Genomic DNA, 17202 nt, shown 5'->3' with positions numbered 1-17202 from the left:
ATTTTTAGAAAGAAAGGGTGGGTAATGGTTTGATATTCTCAAAGTTACCTAGTTCTGTATAACAACTTTTTACCCTTTCTCATAATGAATAACTCAACTCCCTATCTGTCCAATTTGACTCCGCTTCGGGGTATCGCAGCCCTATTAACAGTCATGTTTCATGTAGATTTGATGGTGGGCGGTGGGGGCAATATGCTCCTAAAATTTAAGGACTCCCTGCTTTTTACGCGTATGTATTTGATGGTCGATTTTTTCTTTGTACTGAGTGGATTTATCATGTATCACGTATATGGACAATGGTTTGCCGAATCGGTACACAAAAAAGACTTCAAACGTTTCACAATTGCTCGTTTTGCGCGAGTCTATCCCTTACATTTTGTGACACTTCTTTACTGTGTCTTGTTGCAGTTGGTGTTTATTGCGGCTGGGGGGATAGATTTGAACCCTATGAATGCCATTAGCAACGATTGGGCCACGATTCCAAGTCACTTGTTGCTGCTGCATAGTATGAATGTCAATGAGTGGTTTACTTGGAACAACGCCTCATGGTCTATCAGTACCGAATGGTGGATGTATATGCTATTTCCGTTTTTGGTAAAACCCTTTTCAAAGTTATCTTCTTGGGGGCGTTTGTTGATGATTGCAGGCTGCGTTGGTGGCTATTTACTGATTACCTTTGTGATTGTGCCTATAGTGACGGTTCCAGAGTCTATCGCTTTTACCAAAGTCAATCCTGCCGATTTAACTATCAATGTGTCGTATCAATACGGATTTTTACGTTGCTTATTTGGATTTGTATTGGGGATGGTGGTTTATCAATACTATTTGGAAGATAAGGGTAAGCGTTTGTTTGGAAATGGATATACTTTCTTAGCCCTTGCGTTGGGCTTAGGCATGTGTTTGCATTTTGCCGTTCCCGATGTATTTACGGTTTTATTTTTTCCTTTAATGCTTCTGTCAGCGGCTTATGGAAGTGCTAATATGGACAAATTCTTTGGTACGGTACCTTTACAGCGAATCGGCGACTGGTCGTTTTCGATTTATTTGGTGCATCAGCCGCTGCTCTATACCATTTACACAATCATGGCTTATCTAAATCCGCCAACGCCCAACGCATCTGCAGGGCCACCTCCTTCTTACGATATGCTTACAGGATGGGTGATATGTTTGGTATTTATAGGGATTACGCTATTGGTGTCGTGGTTTACTTATAATTTTGTAGAAGTGCCAGCCCGTCAGTGGATTAATGCTCGCTTTGGCAAAAAAACATTTGTAGTAAGTCATTAGGCTTTTTCCTTTTTGAGACTCATTTAAAATCCTTCTTGTTATGAAAAACCATGTGTGCTTTTGGCACGTAATTAAACCTCTGACTGTAGCGTATGTGGTGGCGCTAGAGAAATAAGAAAGACTTTCTAAGCTTCTACTTAGAAAGTCTTGTGTCTTAAAAATGAGGAGATTACAACAATAGTAAATCGGCGATTCTGACTTGATGACCAGTGCCTACCCAGCGTTTGGGGACTAATTTTAAATAGCGCAGTTGGCCTTTGTCCTTGGGAATATTGATGCGTTGGGGGCGTGGATTGGCTTCTATGTTAGAAAATTCGCCTTCTTGGATAAGTTGCCAATCATTACCATTTTGGCTGCCATAGAGCGCGTAGTGGGTGATATTCCCTTGCCCATTGGCGGGATCAGGTACGTATGAAATCCCCTTGACAAGTTGGTTTTTTTGGGTATCCAAAATGAGAGCATCCGTGCCTTGGGAGGTGATGTCTACCAGCCAAACCGTTTTGGGATTGTTATCCAAAGCCAACTGTTTATTATCGGTCGTTGTTTGGGTTGCTTGATTTTTGTAGAGTGTCCAGTTTTGGGGCAAAATACCAAAAGTGACCGTACTGATACGACTTGTACTACCGTCTTTATTTAAGAAGGCAGCGCTCACACTTCCGCTTTCAGACATTAAAAAAGGTGCTTGGTAAGGAGTAGAAGTGGCTGAAATGGCATTACGATTTTTTTCATAAACAATCGACGCATTTTTACTTTCGCCCACAATATGTACCTGACCTTTTTCGTCGCGACTAATGACAGGCAGGTTTTCTTTGGGTAGTTCGGGAGAATTAAAAACCCCGATGTCGCTGATACAAATGCTAGCTTTGCCTTTTGTAATGCTCACTTTGATGGCTTCGGCTGTTACTTTGGGACCTTTTACTAGTCGACTTGCGCCAATCGCTGTTCCTTTGCCAAACAATTGCCATTGGCCTTTTACTTGCGCCCATACTTCCCAGTCATCACTTCTGACGCCGAGTTTGATGTTTTCGCGGAGGCGAACAACATCGAAGGTGGTAGGTTTGGAAAATTGTAGGGTGATTTCTCCCGTGGTGACCCCGTCTGGTGTACCCCAATAGCTGTATCGGTCGGCGTCTCTTACATTTTCGGGGGCAAATGCTTTATCGCTACTACGGACGGCGCTTGCTTTTACTTTGGCAGTTGTGGCATAGTTGACAGCGTATAAGCGTTGGAGATAATTGCCCATTTGCGCTAAAGTGATAGAGTCGGTGGGGTAAACGGTGCCTTTGCGCGAGGGAGGGATATTGAGCAACATACTTGCGCCATGTCCTACGCTTTTGAAGTAGAGATTGACCAGATTTTCGACCGATCGCACGCGATTGTTTTCGGATTCGTGATAAAACCAGCCCGGACGAATCGAAACGTCACACTCGGCAGGAATCCAGTATTTGCCGTCGCGGGTGCCAAATTGCCCTTCTTCATAGCGCGTTTGGCCAAGGCCGGGCTTATTGATGTCTTCGCGGCCTTTGGGGGTATAGGTAGGCCAACAAGTTTCGCCAGCTACGCCCGATTCGTTGCCTACCCACCGTATTTCTGGCCCCAAATCGCTAAAAATACAAGCCATTGGCTGAAGAGGGCGGATGACGTTCCAAAGTTCGTCGAGGTTATAGTACGTAATGCGGTCAATCTTGCGCTCTTCGCGTTTGCCACCATAATACCCATCGCCACCGTTGGCACCGTCAAACCATACTTCAAATACGGGGCCGTAATTGGTCAGCAACTCGCGTAGCTGATTCTGAAAAATGGTGTTGACATAGTGAGGCGTAGCGTAGTGTTCGTTGTTGCGATCCCAAGGCGAAAGATATACCCCAAATTTGAGACCGTGGCGGCGGCACGCGTCGGAGATTTCGCGTACTACGTCGCCTTTCCCATTTTTCCAAGGACTTTTGGTGATGTTGTGCTCCGTAGTTTTGGTAGGCCAAAGGCAAAAACCGTCGTGGTGCTTGGCGGTGAGAATGATGGCTTTCATCCCTGCCGCTTTCATGCTCAAGACGATTTGGTCGGCATCAAAATGAGTAGGATTAAATAAAGTAGGTGACTCGTCGCCGTAGCCCCATTCTTTATCCGTAAAGGTATTGATAGTGAAGTGAATAAAGCCATAAAATTCTAATTCATGCCACGCAAGTAGGCGTTCGCTAGGAGTGACGCCATAGGGAACAGGCGAGGCTGTTTTTTGACCTATGCTCGTTTTACAACAAAGTAAAAGGCTGAGTAAAAAAAGAAGTTTGGATGGGTGGAATTTTGAGAATGAGTGAATCATGAATACAAAAAGAGATTAATGAATGGTTAACGTCGGTACTTTTCAGGCTTATTTCATACATACTCTTCACAAGTACAAGGTGTGTATACGCTTAAGGCTGTAAAGCTTCTTTGATACTTACTAATTTGATATTGCGTTCGGCAATCACTTTTTTGACGGCGGCACTCGTGAAGGCTCTTGTTACGCCTTCGCGGTCATAGGCGACATTTTCATAACCTACATGGCCGACGCCCTTCATATCGCCGCTATCGTAGCCGGGATGCTCTACCAGATAGTGAGTACCGGGGCCGAGGTTTTTAAGAATATTGACAAGGTCTTGTTCTTTTTGTTCGGGTGATTTGGTGGCTCCGCCAAACCCTTTTACGCCGATGGCCCCTTTAGGGAGTTGAATAGGCAGATGATATTCTGCCGCGAGTCTTTCGGTCAGGGCTTTTACTTCGGCATTGGCATTGGTGCAGCCCATGTGAGCCGTCAGGTGGCTAGCCCAAGGAATGTATTTTTTAACGTGTTCAATTTGGGCACGAAATTCACGCTCAACTTCGGCGATATTGATGGTTTTTTGGAGTAAATAAGCACTGTTTTTGAGATTTTTGTTTTCCCAAATAAACTGCGGGAAATAGCCGTCGGCATCCGTTAGGCTTGGGGCATGAGTGAGAGGACGCCATTTCAGGTTTTCCCATTCACTAGTAAGGCAAAGATGCACGCCTACATCGTATTGTGGATGATTTTTTAGAAGCTTGACGGCTTCCATAAACCAAGGTGCGGTAGCCAGAATCTCCACCGAACGGCTGATACCGTCGGTATATACTTTGATACAGGCGTCGTTGGCAGTATGACAAAACCCAATGTCGTCGGAGCGAACGATGAGGCGGATGTCGTTGGAAACTTGTGAAAAAGCCAGATGGGTTGTCAAAAAAAGGAATAAAAAGAAGGCTTTCATAAGATTTTTGGGTGAGGGGGTGACCAAAGCATTGAGGGCGGTTTGCCGCTTGATAATAAAGTCAAAGGATGTTTGTTTTTAACGTAGTCAAATCTTACTTTGGTTTAAAAGAAATAATCCGTAGTCAAATTCGGAAAACTTGTCACTTGTGCGTATTAATTCAAAAATTAAAATGAAACTCTTTGCGCTTCTCATTGGTATCAACGATTACAGCCCTGCCTCGGTCGCTTCTATTCGCCCTCTTCAGGCTTGCCTCCATGATGTGGCGCAAATGCAGACTTTCTTAACGACTTATTACAAAGATTTGCTGCGCGACGAAACCCAAATAATGACATTGACCAACGCCCAAGCCACGCGTGAAAATGTGATTGTAGGCTTCAAAAATCACCTTACGCAAGCTAAAACGGGAGATGTGGCCTTGGTGTATTACTCTGGTCATGGCTCTGAAGGGATAACTGCTCCTGATTTTCAGAAGTTTACTGCCGATGCAAAAGAACAAACATGGGTGCTATACGATAGTCGTGAAGCGGGGAAATATGATTTGGCCGACAAGGAAATTGCGCTTTTGCTGGAAGAAATCGCGCAAAATCAGCCTCACTTGGTGGTGATTTCGGATTCGTGTCATGCTGGTTCTGTCACGCGTGAAATCGAAGAGTTTATGCAATTACAACCACGTTTTACGAGTGGGAGTAACGAGCCTCGCCCCTTGGAGAGTTATTTGGAAGGAGCTTACCTAAAGCGCGACTCGTTGGTAGTGCCTGCCTCCAGTCACTTATTGTTGGCAGCTTGTGAGCGCACCGAACGGGCCTGGGAAGCCCAAGGTGAAGGACAATTTACGAAGGCTTTATTGAAAGTTTTGAATAAGAATGCAGGCCGAATCCAATACGCCGATTTGTTTGTGCAAGTGCGAGCGGCTATCAAAAGTCAGCTAAGAAATCAAACGCCTCAGTTGGAAACCCTTGGCAATAGTAGTGCGCGTCAGGGATTTTTGGGACAACCCACAACAGACAGGATATTGGGAAGGTATCAAGTGGTTTTTGATAAAGTCAGTTTTCAATGGAAAGTTGAATTAGGAGCAGATAGGGGACTAGAACCTACATTGGGACAAGAAATGGAGATTAAAATCTTTGAAAATGCTGCCGAAGAAAACGCCCTTGGAACAGCGAAAGTGAAGGAGTTAGGTCTTACTAATAGTGCTCTTGAAGCCGAACCTAAAACTTTAGATAAGGAGAAAGTCTACTGGGGAGAGCCTACAAACGCACTGGCGTTAAGTCCATTTTATGTATATGCAGAGGCCGAAACCAAAACCTTGATGGAGAGCGTGAGTACCCTTGAGTCGGGCATCGTATGGGTAGAAACGCCCGCCGCTGCTTCGGTAGAAGTAAAAATGGAAGAGGTGCAATGGGGGATTTATCAGCCCTCCACAGGAAAACTCATTCAATACGCTTTGGGGAGTAATGCGGCAGTTCTAGTCTGGAATGCGTTGCAGCCTTTGGCGCGTTGGCATCGGTTGTTAGCTTTAAAAAATCCCAAAACTAAGTTAACAGAAGAAAGTTTTGATTTGACTTTTGAGATTCAACAAAACAATCAAATCAATTCCCTCAACGCCTCGACGATTACCCTTGATTTTGAAGATGAAGATATTCCGTTTGAAATAAAACTTGTCAATAATACCAAACAAAAATGGTATACCGCGCTGCTATACCTGTCGCCAGACTATGGGATTCAGGTGTTCGCCTTAGACTTTCAAACGATTGGCGCAGGCCAACAACTCACTTTGATAGAGAATACTTTTACGCTAACAGATGGAAACGACGAAGAAATAGATACTTTCAAAGTCCTATTGTCGAGCGAGCCGATTGATACTTTTTTGTTTGAGCAAGAAGGGTTAGAAATGGGCGGCCTCATTGATGCTTCACGTAGTTTAGGAAAAGGGATTGGCGGAAACAAAAAATCTGATTGGTTTACCAAAACCACTACGGTGCGTGTGGTGCGAAAAGGTAAAGAAATAGCCGGGCAAGAGCCAATTGCTATGGGTAAAGGTATCGAAATCCAACCGCATCCTTCGTTTAGAGGAAATACAAATTGGGCGCCACTTAGTACTAGTACTCGGACTGTGAGTGAGTTAGCGATTCGAGACGACTATTTTCGTACGAATCCTTACTACCAAATTGTGAGTTTGGAAGAAGGCGCAAAAGGAATTGAAGATAAAACTATTTTGGAAATTAGTGATATCCAAAATCAAGAAACGCTGATTGAGAATCCGTTGGTAGTAACGGTACAAACCACGGAAGAAGAGGAAGTAAGTTTGCCTATGTTTTTTGACGGGGAGGATTTTTTGCCTTTGGGGAAAACCACTATCGACCAACAAGGTAATCTTAGGTTGGAAATCACGCATATTCCTGATGAAATAGAAGCCGCTAAAACCCGTAGTTTGGGCTCGGCGCTTAGAATGGTAGTAGTAAAGTTTGCCAAAAAGATAGGTTTTAAAGGGGAGACGCAGCTGCTACGTTGGGTAGATTATAGTGATGCCGACAAAGCCAAACGAGTTTCTGAGGATTTGAAGGAGAAAATCGAAAAAGCCGATAAAATTTTACTTCTGATTCATGGTATCATTGGCGATACCGAAGAAATGGCGGAAACTTTCCGCATGGCTACCACCAAAGGCTACGATTTGGTACTGACTTACGACTACGAAAACCTGAACACGCCCATTGAAGAAAATGCGCGTATTTTGAAGAAAAAACTCCAAGCAGTAGGGTTTGGTAAAGAAGACGACAAGAAGCTGGTTTTAGTCGTTCATTCGATGGGAGGACTAGTGGCGAGGTACATGATAGAACGCTTGGCAGGTGACGATTTTGTGGACAAACTCATCATGGCAGGTACGCCCAACGGAGGTAGCAAGTTTGGCGATGTGCCAGGTTATATCAATTGGGCGGCGATAGTATTGGGCTTCGGAACTCGCTTTTTTCCACCCCAAGTAGGGGCAGTGACGGGCTTTTTGTCGGGTTTTCTGAAAGGAACCAATGATGTATTACTTAAGGCATTGAGCCAAATGAGCGCTGAAGATAGTTTTATTCAAGATTTGAACGAAGGTCATCCTCCAACGATTCCTTACGTAGTATTTGGGGGAAATTTAGAGGCTTATTTAGTGACAAATGATAGTAATACATTTATGGAAAAAGTACTAGCACAAGTGGGCGAATGGGTGTATAAGGATGAGGACAATGATATTGCGGTTAGTTTAGAAAATATCTTTAAAGTCCGTAACAGTCCTACCTATGAGCTGGCTTGTCATCACCTCAATTATTTTGTAGAGCCTACTTCAGTAGAGGCATTGGAAAAGGCCATAGGGGAAGGGATATAAAAATAAGCCCCCTTCCGTAGATAAATCTAACAGAAGGGGGAGCGCTGGGTTTTTAAATAATTATTTTTTTATCCAGTTTAATACATACTCGGCTACTTCTTCCCAACCTTTTTCGCCTGCGATAAAGTGACTTTTGCCTTCAAATTCCTTGAAGTCCACGATACTATTGGGGTCTTTATAGGAAGCTGCGATGCGTTTGGTAAAGGTCGAATGAAAGATGTTGTCTTTTGAGCCTCCAATAAACAGGAGTGGATTGTGCGGTTTTTTGAAGTTGATATTAGCAAATGAATCAAGAAGTGTACCCCATGCAATTTTTCTACTTTCGGGTACTGCAATTTTGTCATATAAAAGGTCACTTTCTTCGCGTGAGTAATTGTTGAAGAAAGCGCGGTGGTACCATTCTCTAGTGCCTAAATAAGGCGTACTACCTTTGAAAATATTAACCACTGGCAGTACCATTTTGATGGTAGCCCAAGGAGCTAGTATATTTTTTGGAGGCGCACCGTCGATACTTACTCCCGCTACGGCTTTGTCCATTTCGATGAGTTTCTGAACTACCAAACCTGCCAAAGAATGCCCCACGACGATAGGTTTTTCGGGTAAAGTATCAATCAATTTGACGATATTCATCACCACATCTTCAAAGCTTGTTTTGGTAAGGTCAGGGTGGATGTTGGTGCGGAGTTGGGCGGGGATGCCTTCATGTCCGGGGTTGGCTGGCGTATATACTTTGTAGCCTTGTGCTTCAAAATAAGCTTTCCATTGTGCCCAGCTTGTGTTGTTAACAAATAGTCCGTGAATAAGTACGATTGTGTTTGAAGATTTCATGATAGTAAGTGTTTTTGTGTTTTGATGATACAAAGGTCACACCTACTACTGTCAATAATTTTAACCCAAGTTAAAATCGAATTATTGACGAGAAATTCTTTTTCGGATGCGGCTCAATGAAGGCCCTTGAATCCCTAAATAGGAAGAAATATGATAGAGTGGCACATTGTTGAAAATATCGGGATGTTGGCGTACCAAATCAAGATAGCGTTCTTCGGGCGATTTGAACAAGAATCCTTCTAGGCGGGTCATCGTGACATTGAAGGCTTCTTGAGCTAGGAGCCTCCCAAAGGTTTCCCATTGGTGGGATTGTTGATATAAAGAAATCAGGTCAAGGATATTGATGTAAATAATACTGGCGTCGGTCAGGGCTTGGGTATGATAGTCGCAGGGGATTTGGTTTACAAAGCTCTTGAAGCTTACCACAAAGCCATTAGAAGAATAAAGAAAGACGTTTTTTTCTTCGCCTGTTTCTTCATTGACGGTATAAGAACGAAACACGCCCGAAGTGACAAACCCCAAATCTTTGCAGATGTTGCGGTGAAGGTTATAAAATTCGCCTTTTTTGTAGGTTTTGTATTTCCAATAAGGCGTTGATAATGCGAATTCTTCGGGAGTGATACCTGCAAATTGCTGTAAAGCGTATTGCAATTTGTCTATTTCTGTCATTGTATTTTTTACCACAAGATAATAAAAATACTTTGGTTGGTGATAAAAAAATGGCGTTATGAGTCTGAAACAGGCGATTCGGCTGTAATGTTGAGAATAAACCCTACCCGAAACACATTGTCGATGCTTATACGCGAGTCGTGTTGGAGCATTTTGCGGAGTTTAGAAATAAAGACATCGAAACTACGGCCTAAGAAATAATCTTTCTTACCGTAGATTTGTTCGACGGCTTCGTCACGGCGTAGGATTTGATTTTGGTGTTGGCATAGCAATTTCAATACTTCATTTTCGGTTTCGGTGAGTCGCCAAGTTTCAGTACCAAAAGAAAGTTCTTGTCTTGCATAGTTGAACGTATATGCTCCGAGTGTAAAATACTGTTGGGTAGGTATGGCAGACCTTGCAATTTGACGACGCAATAAAACCTTGATGCGACAGAGTAGTTCGTCTTCGTCAAAAGGTTTGGTGATATAATCTTCGGCTCCAAGTTCGAAACCTTTGAGTTTGTCATCTTTAAGTGACCGTGCCGTCAAAAACAAAAAAGGAGGAGAGGGAGTATGAGCTTGGCATTGTTGTGCAAGTGCAAAACCGTCCATTTTGGGCATCATCACATCTAGTATACATAAGTCAAAGTTATTTCTTTGCAGGGCTGCTAAGCCACTTTCACCATCACGGCACAATTTAACTTCAAAACCGTTGTCTTCTAGGAATTCGCTCAGTAGAAAACCCATACTTAAGTCATCTTCAACGAGTAGTATTTTAGGAATGGCTGTCATTTTTGTTTTAAATTGGGAGAATCAGACCGTTGGGAGAAAAATCTCGAATCGACTACCGCGATTTTCTTCGCTGCCTACGCAGACAAATCCCTTGTGTAATTCAATCATACTTTTAACGTAAGCTAGACCCAGCCCAAAGCCTTTTTGGGTATGTTGATTGCCTTGGGGTATTCGTTGAAATTTTTCAAAGATTAGTGCTCGATGCTCGGCAGGGATACCGATTCCATTGTCTTGCACAGTCACTACGATTCCTTTAGTCTCAGTTTTGGCCGAAATATGAATGACCGGTCGCTCTTTAGAGTATTTGAGGGCATTATCAATCAAATTTCTAAATACATTTACAAGGTGTTGTTTGTCTCCTAAAACATTGGTATGCTGCGGGATTCCTTCTAAAGTAATCTTTGCTTGATGAGTAGTGAGAGGCATGGACATTCCGTTTACGGCTGTTTGTAGAATGGTTTCAATCGAAAGGAGTTCCTTTTCTAGTACATAATCTCCATTTTCGACTTTGGCTAAATGTAAAACGCGCTCTACTTCCTGCAACAGTAGTTTGTTTTCTTGGCGTATCACGTCTACTAAGCGGCTGTCTTTGAGTTCGTTGTGTTTTTTTGTTAACATATTTACTGCCAAGCCTATGTTGCTAAGGGGGGTCCGAAACTCATGCGCCATGTTATTGAAAAAATCTACGTTGGTTTGCAGAAGCCGTTTTTGTTTCATCAATGACCAATTTACAAACAAAAGCACTGCCGTAATGAAAAACAGAATAAGGGCCGTGGCTAGCATCATGACATTCATACTTTTGAGGATGAATGTTTTTTTATTTGGAAAACGCATACTCAAGTAAGCTTCGTTGTCTCCCAGTGAAGGGAGCAAAACGGCGGTTTGGTATACGTCAGGTTGGCATTTTTTTGTACGAGAAAGACTTAATTGATAGCCTGCATCAATTTGATAAAAAAGCAGCGTTTTGTCAAGCTCGGCTCGGAAGTCGGGCTTGTCAACCAATCCAACGGGAAGATGAGATACATTTTTAAGGGCTAGATTGCCCGAGGTGCCCGTAACAGCGCATTTGCCGCCAGCGCACAAGGTTCCTCCTTTGTAGGTTTTGATGGTAGAGCAAAGTGCCATCGATACGCGTTGACTAAAAATCTCTTCTGACAATTGCCATGAATGTCGCATCCAGATGACTTGTACCACTGCCAGTGCCGCTACACCCAGTGCCGATGCAATCAGAATGATTGATAGATTATTTCGCTGAATCTTCATAATACATTACTTAGCAATATGCTTTAGGCCGTAAGCCATAAGCTTTTTATTAAAAAGGGTTTTGATTTGTCTAAAAACCTCATAAAAAATACCTACTGCTTACAGCTTATTGCTTAGGGCTAAGTAGTTATACAAAAATAACATCTCTAGCACGAATCTTGCACTACAATAACAACTCTATAACAAGTGAGTAACATTCAGATGACACCTTGCTGAGGGTATGGTTTGTACCTTTGTAATGTCAAATAAATCAATGTTTTACTAATTAACTATTATCAATCATGAAAAAAGTCCTCTTTTCAGTTTTGCTTTTGGCAGGAGTTGTAGCTACCGAAATCTATGCTCAATCTAATCCTAACTGCGACAAAAAATGCTGCAAGTCTACTTGTGACAAAACAGAGGCTTCAGCTAAAGTGGCTAAAGCAGAAGACAAAGATTGTCAGACATCTTGCACTAAAACTGCAGCCAAAAACAAAAAAGCAACTAAAACAAAGACTGAAAGCACTGCTTTGGCTAAGTTGAAGTAAGCTTCTGAAATGAAATAAAACCGTCTTGGTAGGTGATTTTCAATTGCTTATCAAGACGGTTTTTGTGTAAAATCATCATTTTGTCTATCTATGATTTTACTAAGTACGAGGGAGAGCTGCGTGATTAAGGCGTCAGTACTTTCATAAATAATTTGATAATCACTGATACCTGATAATGTAGTAGAATGCTCGGCTGTGTGTTGCCGTAAATAAACGACAGGTTTGTTTTGGGCTTTGGCGTATCCTGCTTCTATCCCAATTCCGATGCCTTTGTGGGTAGTTTCGGCCAATAATATATCGCAGTTGTTGATGTCGGTCATCACTTGCTGCATCATTTCTTGTTCTTGCGTAGAATCGAAGTGGTAGCGGTCAACAAAAACATGAGCTTGGATATTGAATTTGCGCAGTACTTCAACAATTGTAGCGAGTTGGTGGTCGAGCTGATGTCTTTGTCCAAAACTGATAGCAATGTAGGCCGTCATGAGAGTGAGGATGAAAATAGTAGTCAGGAAGTCTTACTCAAAGCTTCGGATAAGGTTCCTACAAAATGCACAAGTTGGCTCTGATTGCTTTCATACATAAAATCACGGATACTTTTGCTGGTGTAGTTGGAGAAGGTTCCGACGATAGCCAATTTCATTCGATAATTAGAAAATTTTTGGAGGATTTCTCCCGCCAATCCGTTTTTGAGGTCGAAAAAATCAGGCGTGATGTTATGCTCATACAAGATGATTTTGTCAAATCCTTGGTAGTACAAATCACCTAATAGATTTAGACCGTCTTCGTGGGTTTGGATGAGTAATTTGTCAGAGATGAGTTCGGCGATTTTTAAGCCGTTGGTTTCATGGGCTGTGATGGTCATTCTTATATTTTAAGAAGTTTAGCATCTATTATAGCTCGATTGAGGCCTTGCCAAGTCATGGTAGGTTGTTTTGGAATAGTATTAATAGAAAAATTCTCGCCCAAAAATCCTATGGTAGTCAGGTAGCTCATTTCGGCTTGTGGTAGGGCAGAATTTGTTTTTGAAAGCCCTAAATTAATGGAGACCACCCCTTGCGAAAGTGCTTCTTTGGAAGTGTATGGATAGAATTGGATATGAAGGGGAATGGTTTGATTTCGAAATAGTAGTGTACCTTCAAGAGTCAAGAGGCGGTCATCTGATTGCTGAGTAGCGGGTTGGATATGTAACGTCGCTAGATTTTGAAGCAAGGTATCAGTGGTAATTCCCGTAGGGTAGTTTATATCAACAAGCTCACTGTGTTTGATTTGGACTTGTTTAATCTGCCAAGTTCCTGAAAATTGCTCCCTAAACTCCTCAATCATTTTCATTTGCTCTTCTTGAAAAGAGGGCAAACGGGTTTGTTGACATGCTAAACAACATGACAGTATTAGCGCGGAAATGACGGTATGAATTTTCATGGAGGTAGCGTTGTGTGTTGAGTATACGAAAATATACCTTTTTCATATACATGTACAAGCTTTCAAAGCCAAAAATCTAATAAACTCAAAACAACTGTAGCCTTCCCTGTAATTGTAAGCAAGCCTTACCCATTTCGTCCCGACATCATGTCGGAACGAAATGGGTAAGGCTTGACGCAAACTATGATTTGGGTCAAAAATGGTGCTGCGTCTCCAACGCCAAGCACAAAAATTGTCTTTATTCTTCCATAACTCGTTGAACTTCTATCTTTACAGTCCGAAAAAAGGCTTCATTTAACTGTTTAAAAATCAGACTTTTGGGTCAAGATTCGGTGTCTTCTTATTGTTGTTTTTTTTCTAATCTATCATAAAGTCGGAGACTTTATGCCTTTTTCGTCCCGACATCATGTCGGGACGAGCGGTGACTTGACCCAAATCTTAATTTGGGTCAAAAATGGTGTTGTGTCTCCGACGCCAACAGGAAGCACAATAAGAGAAATAATATTCCTTCTCTACTTCCCCTTCTCCAACCCATCAATCCACTGCTCAATCAGCGCTAAGCCTTCTTTATGGATGCTCACTCGGCCAATTTCGGGCATCATTACCCCCGGATGCACCGAATTCATGCGGTAGGTAAGAATGGATTCTTTTCCTTTGCCTGGGTTTATGTCAAATCGGTAAGGCCCTGCCCCCATCCCCGCTGCCACAGGCGATTTCAACACCCCCCAATGAAACGGGTCTTTTTCTTCGTAATTTAGGTACAAACCCGACGTAGAAGCGGGACCATTGGCATGGTGGCAATGCCCGCAGTTGACATCCAAATACGATCTCGCACGGTCATTGAGTGACGCCTTCGCATCATTCATGCTTACCAACGGTACTACTTTCGCAATGTCTTCGGCTTTGGCTTTCAGATACCCCACTTTTTGCCAACGTGCCAACTGGTTTTCTTTTCCGTCTTGGTAGGCAAGTTCGTGGTTCAACTGCTTGATTTTTGGCCCAATAGGCATAAAAACGTCCTTCCGATTGTGGCAGCTTTTGCACTGATTTTTGTTGGGAATGGCATAATTTATCTGGTGTGTTTGCCCTGCTTCGTCTTTCCAGTTTACGGGAATCGTTTCACCCGTTATTTTATAATCGGCTTCGGTTTGGTCGTCCTTCCAGCGGTAGGGATAGGCTTTCCACGTTCCTTGGTCTTTTACCAACAGACGCGTTTCAAGAATACGACGTTCGCCCGTCGGTTTAGAGAAATCTTGAGGATAGTAGAAATTTTTGACCAAAATTGTTTTATCAGGAAAATCCAGCGGTTCGTTGGGCTGACTCACGTCAAATGTCGCCGATGTACCCTCGGGCATCCAAACAAAGCGTTTTTTAAAGGCATAATCGGTAAACAACGTTGCGGAGGGTTCGTATTCGAGTACGTTGTCGTTGGGGGACAATTGTTTTAATTCTCCTTTATAAAAACCGTATTCTGAGAGTTTTTTAAGGGGAAATTCGCTAAAATTCAGTTGGGAAGGGTGCGCCGTTAAGCTATTTTGAACCCTACAACTGTATAACCAACCTACTGTTATCATTACGAGCGATAACCAGATGAGTTTTGATTTAAACATAAAATTTGAAAACAGTTATTACAAGTTTTGAAAACCTTACAGGTTTAGATTTTTCACGTCCGTTTTTACCTCTACATTACACGCCGCAAACGGCTTGACATCATTAAAGACCTCAATTTCGGTGACTGCACCGCTGGCAGGAATTAAGAAGCGCGAAAACCGAAAATCCTTTTGATTTTCCTTGATGCAAATATTCATGGGATTTTGCTCTGCCGATTTGCCCTTTTTCTCATCGATGATTCCGTCATAAATCACATCCTGCGATTTGAAGCACTTAGCTGCTACTAATTTCCCCATTTCTTTTGTCAAGTCAGGCACTCCAAACGTCCGCTCAAACGTATTGTCATGCACCGAAACGTTGGTGGTAAACGGCGACCAGCCAGGGTGATTTGGAATGGGTAACTCGGTGATGTGATAACTTGCAATGGCGATTGAGTAAGTCTTGTGGTTCAAGATTTTGTTGTTAAAAATCTCCACCTCATTTCCTGCCAACACGATAATGCCACTGCCTGGAGGAATCATCGTTACGGCATTTCCATTTTGACCGTTGCTCACTTCGGCAAAGTTGTCGTGGTTGTTTTCTTTGAGCGTATTGTTATACACTTTCGTACGCGAGCCAAAAGCCTTGGGCAAACCTGGCAAATTGAAAATCAAAATTCCTCCTGTGTTGTTTTCGGCGAGGTTGTTATACACTTCGGCATTGTCCGAGTTTTCGATTTCGATACCCGCTACGTTTTCAAATACGTAATTGTCACGAACAATGATATTTTCCGATTGCCCCACGTAAATCCCTGCGTCGCGCGAGTGAGAAACTTCGCATTTTTCTACCAATACATTTTTGCACTGGACGGGATAAATGCCGTAAGTACCATTTTTAGAGTTTTTATCGTTGGTCCACGTGGTGTTCACCGCGCGGAACGTGATGCTGTTGCAATGTTGCGTTTTGATGCAATCCCCAGGCGCGTCCATGACGGTAAAATCTTGCAGCGTAATGCCATCACCCGCAATTTTCACCCCTTCGCCTCCCGTTTTGATGTTTTTAAAAGACAATACGGTATTATAGATTCCCGCGCCTTTGATGGTTACTTTGTTGACTTTATCCAAAATCAACTGTGTATTCATTTCGTAAAAACCTTCAGGAATTTCAATCGTTTCGCCTTCTTTTGCTTCAATAAACTTCGCAACCAACGCCTCCATTTGTTCGGGTGTAGCCTTTGGCAAAGAGGCAATGTCTAGCTTACTTTTTTTTGTTTCTTTGGAACCGCAGGCGGTCATTAAGACGGCTATCATAACGGCCCCGGCGAGGGTTGTTAGTAATTTCATGTACAGGAATGAGGTTTATGGTTATTGGGCAAAAGTACCTTCTTATTGGCAGACTGTTCCTTGACATTTGTCAAAAAATCAACGACTTATTTATAAAAATTGAAGTCAGAGACTTTATTCCGTTTGCGTCCCGACACAATGTCGGGACGAGCGTGGACGAGCTTGACCCAAACTATCATTTGGGTCACAATGGCACTGCGTCTCTGACGCAAAACCTAAGCAACTAAAAATCAATAATTTGCTCGTTTAGAACGGATTCGACTCAAAGTTTCGCCACTGATTCCCAAGAAAGAAGCAATCATCGACAGCGGCACTCGCTGCAAAATTTGGGGTTTTTGTTCCATCAGGTGCTGATAGCGTTCGGCGGCATTTTGTGTTTGTAGCTCTTTAATGTAGGCATCGCTGTTCATCAAATAATGTTCCGCGATGATACGCCCCAAACGTTCAATCTCGTGAAATTGGTCGTACAATTGGTACAAATTTTCGCGACTTATTTGTATCACTTTGGTAGGTTCAATGGCCTGAATCGCCGTGTGACTCGGTTGTTGGGAAATGAAACTTGGCAACGACACTGCAATGTCTTTTTCGAGCCCAAACCACACCACTACTTCCTCGGTTTGTTCATTGAGATAATATTCTCGAACGCATCCTTTTACCACAAAAGAAATCACATCGTTGACGCCATTCAACGGTACAATATGTTCACGTTTAGCGTATTGTCGCACTTTCAAAGCGCCCGACAAAGCCATTTTTGCCTCCACCGACAGCGGAATAAATGCTTCTAAATACGTAATAAAATCAACTTCCGAGTGCATAGAAAAGTCTCTACAGTATCATCAATCGACATAAAGTCTCCCCTATCGGGGGAGATTTAGAGGG

Annotated in this window: 15 protein-coding genes; 3 read left to right on the top strand and 12 right to left on the bottom strand. The window is 42.7% G+C overall.

Annotation, left to right across the window (positions count from 1 at the left end; genetic code table 11):
• Nucleotides 1-84: 84 nt before the first annotated feature.
• Entirely contained in the window at nucleotides 85-1287 is a 1203-nt protein-coding gene (locus P1X15_RS07740) for an acyltransferase (RefSeq protein WP_277337576.1), read from the top strand.
• Nucleotides 1288-1456: 169 nt separating this feature from the next.
• Here the strand turns inward: P1X15_RS07740 and P1X15_RS07735 are convergent, their stop codons facing one another.
• The gene (locus P1X15_RS07735; RefSeq protein WP_277337575.1) at nucleotides 1457-3604 is read right to left on the bottom strand and encodes an alpha-L-fucosidase; all 2148 of its coding nucleotides are present in this window, start codon (nucleotides 3602-3604) and stop codon (nucleotides 1457-1459) included.
• 91 nt (nucleotides 3605-3695) lie between these two features.
• Nucleotides 3696-4544: a ChbG/HpnK family deacetylase gene (locus tag P1X15_RS07730; protein WP_277337574.1), complete on the bottom strand. Its 849-nt coding sequence runs from the start codon at nucleotides 4542-4544 to the stop codon at nucleotides 3696-3698.
• A 172-nt stretch (nucleotides 4545-4716) separates the two neighbouring features.
• Between P1X15_RS07730 and P1X15_RS07725 the strand changes: the two genes are divergently transcribed.
• Nucleotides 4717-7911, top strand: coding sequence for a caspase family protein (locus tag P1X15_RS07725; protein WP_277337573.1), 3195 nt, complete (start codon nucleotides 4717-4719; stop codon nucleotides 7909-7911).
• 60 nt (nucleotides 7912-7971) lie between these two features.
• Here P1X15_RS07725 and P1X15_RS07720 read toward each other — a convergent pair whose 3' ends face one another.
• The 4 genes from P1X15_RS07720 to P1X15_RS07705 all read right to left on the bottom strand — a co-directional run bounded on the left by P1X15_RS07720 (nucleotide 7972) and on the right by P1X15_RS07705 (nucleotide 11444).
• Complete coding sequence (locus tag P1X15_RS07720; protein ID WP_277337572.1) at nucleotides 7972-8739, bottom strand: carboxylesterase; 768 nt, start codon at nucleotides 8737-8739, stop codon at nucleotides 7972-7974.
• Between the two features lie 81 nt (nucleotides 8740-8820).
• A complete protein-coding gene (locus P1X15_RS07715; RefSeq protein ID WP_277337571.1) occupies nucleotides 8821-9408 on the bottom strand; it encodes a Crp/Fnr family transcriptional regulator in 588 nt (195 codons plus the stop codon).
• A gap of 56 nt (nucleotides 9409-9464) precedes the next feature.
• The gene (locus tag P1X15_RS07710; protein WP_277337570.1) at nucleotides 9465-10181 is read right to left on the bottom strand and encodes a response regulator transcription factor; all 717 of its coding nucleotides are present in this window, start codon (nucleotides 10179-10181) and stop codon (nucleotides 9465-9467) included.
• A 21-nt stretch (nucleotides 10182-10202) separates the two neighbouring features.
• Nucleotides 10203-11444: a sensor histidine kinase KdpD gene (locus tag P1X15_RS07705; protein ID WP_277337569.1), complete on the bottom strand. Its 1242-nt coding sequence runs from the start codon at nucleotides 11442-11444 to the stop codon at nucleotides 10203-10205.
• A 281-nt stretch (nucleotides 11445-11725) separates the two neighbouring features.
• Between P1X15_RS07705 and P1X15_RS07700 the strand changes: the two genes are divergently transcribed.
• Entirely contained in the window at nucleotides 11726-11971 is a 246-nt protein-coding gene (locus P1X15_RS07700; protein WP_277337568.1) for a hypothetical protein, read from the top strand.
• A 50-nt stretch (nucleotides 11972-12021) separates the two neighbouring features.
• Here the strand turns inward: P1X15_RS07700 and P1X15_RS07695 are convergent, their stop codons facing one another.
• The 6 genes from P1X15_RS07695 to P1X15_RS07670 form a co-directional block, all read right to left on the bottom strand.
• Nucleotides 12022-12453, bottom strand: a complete 432-nt coding sequence (locus tag P1X15_RS07695) for a nucleoside 2-deoxyribosyltransferase (protein WP_277337567.1) — start codon at nucleotides 12451-12453, stop codon at nucleotides 12022-12024.
• Nucleotides 12454-12476: 23 nt separating this feature from the next.
• Nucleotides 12477-12833 (bottom strand): DUF4180 domain-containing protein, encoded by a 357-nt coding sequence (locus P1X15_RS07690; protein WP_277337566.1) that lies wholly within the window; start codon nucleotides 12831-12833, stop codon nucleotides 12477-12479.
• Nucleotides 12834-12835: 2 nt separating this feature from the next.
• Nucleotides 12836-13324, bottom strand: a complete 489-nt coding sequence (locus P1X15_RS07685; RefSeq protein ID WP_277337565.1) for a hypothetical protein — start codon at nucleotides 13322-13324, stop codon at nucleotides 12836-12838.
• Between the two features lie 578 nt (nucleotides 13325-13902).
• Nucleotides 13903-15000, bottom strand: a complete 1098-nt coding sequence (locus P1X15_RS07680; protein ID WP_277337564.1) for an SO2930 family diheme c-type cytochrome — start codon at nucleotides 14998-15000, stop codon at nucleotides 13903-13905.
• 36 nt (nucleotides 15001-15036) lie between these two features.
• Nucleotides 15037-16323 carry a parallel beta-helix domain-containing protein gene (locus tag P1X15_RS07675; RefSeq protein ID WP_277337563.1) on the bottom strand — a complete coding sequence of 429 codons (1287 nt, stop codon included), beginning with the start codon at nucleotides 16321-16323 and terminating at the stop codon, nucleotides 15037-15039.
• A gap of 230 nt (nucleotides 16324-16553) precedes the next feature.
• Nucleotides 16554-17138: a Crp/Fnr family transcriptional regulator gene (locus tag P1X15_RS07670; protein ID WP_277337562.1), complete on the bottom strand. Its 585-nt coding sequence runs from the start codon at nucleotides 17136-17138 to the stop codon at nucleotides 16554-16556.
• Nucleotides 17139-17202 lie beyond the last annotated feature (64 nt).

The organism is Runella sp. MFBS21, from assembly GCF_029433105.1.
Classification (GTDB): Bacteria; Bacteroidota; Bacteroidia; order Cytophagales; family Spirosomataceae; genus Runella.
This window is presented reverse-complemented; position numbering and strand designations above follow the sequence as displayed.

Excerpts from the sequence above, each read along its gene's own strand:
- P1X15_RS07725 (WP_277337573.1), top strand. The coding sequence starts at position 4,717 with ATGAAACTCTTTGCGCTTCTCATTGGTATCAACGATTACAGCCCTGCC.
- P1X15_RS07670 (WP_277337562.1), bottom strand. The coding sequence starts at position 17,138 with ATGCACTCGGAAGTTGATTTTATTACGTATTTAGAAGCATTTATTCCG.
- P1X15_RS07695 (WP_277337567.1), bottom strand. The coding sequence starts at position 12,453 with ATGACGGCCTACATTGCTATCAGTTTTGGACAAAGACATCAGCTCGAC.
- P1X15_RS07730 (WP_277337574.1), bottom strand. The coding sequence starts at position 4,544 with ATGAAAGCCTTCTTTTTATTCCTTTTTTTGACAACCCATCTGGCTTTT.
- P1X15_RS07740 (WP_277337576.1), top strand. The coding sequence starts at position 85 with ATGAATAACTCAACTCCCTATCTGTCCAATTTGACTCCGCTTCGGGGT.
- P1X15_RS07675 (WP_277337563.1), bottom strand. The coding sequence starts at position 16,323 with ATGAAATTACTAACAACCCTCGCCGGGGCCGTTATGATAGCCGTCTTA.
- P1X15_RS07720 (WP_277337572.1), bottom strand. The coding sequence starts at position 8,739 with ATGAAATCTTCAAACACAATCGTACTTATTCACGGACTATTTGTTAAC.
- P1X15_RS07705 (WP_277337569.1), bottom strand. The coding sequence starts at position 11,444 with ATGAAGATTCAGCGAAATAATCTATCAATCATTCTGATTGCATCGGCA.
- P1X15_RS07700 (WP_277337568.1), top strand. The coding sequence starts at position 11,726 with ATGAAAAAAGTCCTCTTTTCAGTTTTGCTTTTGGCAGGAGTTGTAGCT.
- P1X15_RS07680 (WP_277337564.1), bottom strand. The coding sequence starts at position 15,000 with ATGTTTAAATCAAAACTCATCTGGTTATCGCTCGTAATGATAACAGTA.
- P1X15_RS07735 (WP_277337575.1), bottom strand. The coding sequence starts at position 3,604 with ATGATTCACTCATTCTCAAAATTCCACCCATCCAAACTTCTTTTTTTA.
- P1X15_RS07715 (WP_277337571.1), bottom strand. The coding sequence starts at position 9,408 with ATGACAGAAATAGACAAATTGCAATACGCTTTACAGCAATTTGCAGGT.
- P1X15_RS07690 (WP_277337566.1), bottom strand. The coding sequence starts at position 12,833 with ATGACCATCACAGCCCATGAAACCAACGGCTTAAAAATCGCCGAACTC.
- P1X15_RS07710 (WP_277337570.1), bottom strand. The coding sequence starts at position 10,181 with ATGACAGCCATTCCTAAAATACTACTCGTTGAAGATGACTTAAGTATG.